Source organism: Planktothrix sp. FACHB-1355 (genome assembly GCF_014748295.1).
Classification (GTDB): domain Bacteria; phylum Cyanobacteriota; class Cyanobacteriia; order Cyanobacteriales; family Aerosakkonemataceae; genus Aerosakkonema; species Aerosakkonema funiforme_A.
The window spans coordinates 1-3,682 of the sequence record NZ_JACJUP010000721.1; the positions used below are offsets into that span (position 1 = coordinate 1).

The following is a 3,682-nucleotide window of genomic DNA, read 5'->3' on the forward strand; positions in this document are numbered from 1 at the left end:
TCTGTTACCGAGAATGAGTTTGATCAAATTGGTGAGGGTCGAAAGTCCACCGATGTCTGTTATTTGATTGTCCCTGAGATTGAGGTAGGTCAAATTGGTGAGGGTCGAAAGTCCACTGATGTCTGTTATTTGATTGTAATTGAGATTGAGGTAGGTCAAATTGGTGAAAGGAGAAAGTCCACTGATGTCTGTTATTTGATTGTACCTGAGATTGAAGTAGGTCAAATTGGTGAGGGTCGAAAGTCCACTGATGTCTGTTATTTGATTGTCTTCGAGATAGAGGTAGGTCAAATTGGCGAGAGGAGAAAGTCCACTGATGTCTGTTATTTGATTGCTGGATAGATCCAATTCAGTGCGGTTTGAAAGTATCCGATCGGCTTCTTCACAATCAGAAGTTCCCGCAATCTCTAACAGCAAATCGATCGTATGCTTCGCCTCTTTTGAAAGGCTGTCTTTGTGCAAACACCAATCGGCAAAGCAGGTGAAGGTTTTTGTTATTTCTGGTTCTAGTGAGGACATCAGGAGATTTTTCAATTATAAGTGAGGACGACGTAACCAAGCTTTAACTTTTTCCGGCCAATGTGATGGACTATCTTCTGGACGAATTTTAAGATCGAACATGGAAAGAATCAGCGGTGCGCCACCCACTTTCACGCTCATCAATACATGAATAGCTATAGCTGCAACTACCACACACCAAGCTATCAGGTGAACGTAGTACCAAACATGACTCATTTCTCCTTTCGGTAACCAATTTTCATCCTGAAATTTACCCGAAACTAAAGCAAATATGCCTGCAACTAACATCATGGTATTGGCAAGGCGTTGCAAGCTGTACCACCAGATTGGTTTGCCTACTTTCGTTAAGTTTTTCAATGAATCTGGTTGTACTAAGCGTTGCGAACCCGCACGGATACTGTAAATAGCAAACAGAATCAGAATTGGCAGAAAGAAAAACCCAAATGTACCGTGAATATCGATTAATTCTCGGTTTTTGAGAGTTATTCCCAGGCGACCGAAGCGACCGTCCCAACTATCGTAGACTAAAAATCCGGTAATTGCTGCACCGATAACAATGAAAGAAGTGATGTTGTGCAGTAAACGGAAAAGTAGGGGTTGATATGGTTTAGATTGTGGCATTGGTATGTTCTGATGTAAGTTTTTTTAAATTGTATATTGACTCACTCTAACTCTTTCTCCACATCATCCCATTTCAACCAACCCGCTGCGGTGCGATCGCCACCCGCTGTTTTTAGTTCCGCAAATGCTTTCTCGGCAATTTGCACATCTTCTAAAGTTTCTAGCCATTCTATCAATGCTTCCCAATCTTCAGCATTCAAAACTGCCAGACGCTTTCCTTTTACGGTGACAAATTGGACAGATTGTAACAATTCAAGTCCTGTCATTTTCCGATCTCCACTACAATTTTTCTAGAGTTACCAAAGCATTGTAATCTGGAATACCAGAAGCAGGCGATCGCTTCTTTTTATCTAACAACACATTACCTTCCGGCCAATGTATTTGCAAATTACCCGGTTTCACAGTAGCGATGTAAACTTTTCCGCGCAATTCACCTAAATCGTTCTTTAAAACAACTGCATCGCCATCTTTTAAACCCAATTTTTCTGCATCTTCTCCACTCATCAACACCGCATCTCGCACTGCACCAGTAATCGCATCTTTTCTTTCTTGCACCATACTGTTAAATTGCTTCCCGCGTCGAGTTGTCACTAAAAAACAACCATCTGGCAATTCTCTTTCCGGCAAAGATAAAGGTGCAAAATGAGCTTTCCCATCCCGTGTCGGAAAATGCCAACCAAAGCAGAGATGGGAACCGCCATACTGAAATTGATCTCCCGCTTCTTGCAAATGTTGGATACCCGCATATTGAGGAATAACCAAAGCAATTTCTTCTCGAATCGCAGATGTGCCATCAAAATATATCTTATCTGCAATTTCCGGACGAATTCGCCTTGCCAATTCCATAAAAACTTGCCATTCCGGACGCGCTTCGCCAATGCGATGACCGGGTATTTCCGGACTGAAAATCACCCGCCGTTCGGTAGTGGTTTCTGTTACTCCGCCAGTCACTTCGTAGCGAGTAGTTGCAGGTAACAAAACGACCGTATCCGCAGGTTCGAGTAACATTTGAGAAGAGAGAACAATATCCATATGTACGCGCAGAGGAACACGCTGCAAAGCTGCTTCCACATATTCCGGATCTGGTAAAACTTCTAGAAAATTGCCTCCCACCGAAAACAACACATCTAAGTTATTTTCATAAGCAGCATCGATCGTTTCCGGTGCAGTCATTCCCTTGGATGTCGGTACTTCAAAACCCCAAATTTTACTCAACTCGGCGGCATTTTCAGGAGTGATGGGTTTACCCCCTGGCAAAACAGTTGAGTAGCATCCCATTTCCGCGCCACCCTGCACGCCGGAGTGACCCCGAATTGGCATTAAACCGCATCCTTCTCGACCGACGAAACCTTTAGTTAAAGCTAAATTAATGATGGCACGCACGTTATCTTCGCCGCACTCGTGTTGAGTAATTCCCATACTCCAAACAAATACAGCTTTGTGTGCTTCTCCTACCATTTTAGCGAAGGCGTACATTTCATCGCGGGTAGCGCCGGAAAGTCGCTCTAATTCTGACCAAGATTGCGGATCGAGAGTTGCTTTTAATTCGTCGAAGTTTGTGGTATAATCTTTAATAAATTTTTCGTCAATCCAGTTATTTTCGATTAAGTGTTTCAGCGTGCCATTGAGAAAGGCAATATCCCCGCCCACATTCACCAAAAAGAAATCCTCGGCAAATTTAGTTCCGAATAAAGCACTTTCCACAATCGAAGGAACCCAGTACCTTTCCATTCCCGGTTCCCGATAATTGTTGATGACAACTATTTTAGTACCTGCTTTCTTTGCCCAGTGAAGATATTTAACGGTGACGGGCTGATTGTTGGCCACATTTGAGCCAATGAAGACTAACAAATCCGTACCGATCCAATCTTTATAAGAGCAAGTTGTCGCGGCTACACCGAGCGATGTTTTCAGTGCAGATGTGCTGGGAGAGTGGCATACGCGGGCAGCGTTGTCAATATTATTTGTGCCGATCGCTCTCACGGCTTTCTGTGTTGCGTAATAAGTTTCGTTGACAGTTCCGCGACTGGTGATGTAGAAACCGAGTTTGTCGGGTGTAGTGGCACAAATGCGCGAACTGATAATTGCGATCGCCTCATCCCAACTTACCCGTTGAAAACCCTTTTCTCGCCGTTTCCGCACCATCGGATAAGGCAAGCGTCCCAAATCGCGCAACTCTGCACTGCGCTTATCTTTTAAATTAGAAACATCTTCTAAAATTGCCGGATCGAAAGCTGACATCGTGTTCATCCGCAACAAGCGCAAACGCACATTGCAAACGTGGATACCATCTGTTGTCCAATCTTTCATCCCGGTGGTGCCTAAAGCGCAACCATCGCACACACCTTTGTTGAGGACTTCCCAAGCATAAGGCAGATTGTCTAGACTCATCCAAATTGCTCGAAAAACTTCCCAATAATTGTTGGGATATTGTTCGCCAATGCCGAATGGTTTCCAACTTGCCCAATGTGCGGGAGTCCATGTTTTTGTCGGTTTTTTTAACATTTTTCTATTTAACCTCGCTGCCAAATTTTGATCGTTT

Annotated in this window: 4 protein-coding genes; all 4 read right to left on the reverse strand. The window is 43.7% G+C overall.

The window, feature by feature from the left end:
* The coding region (locus H6S82_RS23700; protein ID WP_191056806.1) for a leucine-rich repeat domain-containing protein at window positions 1–519 on the reverse strand (519 nt) is incomplete at its 3' end.
* Between the two features lie 15 nt (window positions 520–534).
* Window positions 535–1,140, reverse strand: a complete 606-nt coding sequence (locus H6S82_RS23705; protein ID WP_190471533.1) for a cytochrome b/b6 domain-containing protein — start codon at window positions 1,138–1,140, stop codon at window positions 535–537.
* 41 nt (window positions 1,141–1,181) lie between these two features.
* Window positions 1,182–1,406 carry a hypothetical protein gene (locus H6S82_RS23710; RefSeq protein ID WP_190471537.1) on the reverse strand — a complete coding sequence of 75 codons (225 nt, stop codon included), beginning with the start codon at window positions 1,404–1,406 and terminating at the stop codon, window positions 1,182–1,184.
* Between the two features lie 13 nt (window positions 1,407–1,419).
* On the reverse strand, window positions 1,420–3,682 hold a 2,263-nt coding region (locus H6S82_RS23715; RefSeq protein ID WP_242057086.1), incomplete at its 5' end, for an FdhF/YdeP family oxidoreductase.

Coding starts and splice junctions, on each gene's coding strand:
- H6S82_RS23705 (WP_190471533.1), bottom strand. CDS start 1,140: ATGCCACAATCTAAACCATATCAACCCCTACTTTTCCGTTTACTGCAC.
- H6S82_RS23710 (WP_190471537.1), bottom strand. CDS start 1,406: ATGACAGGACTTGAATTGTTACAATCTGTCCAATTTGTCACCGTAAAA.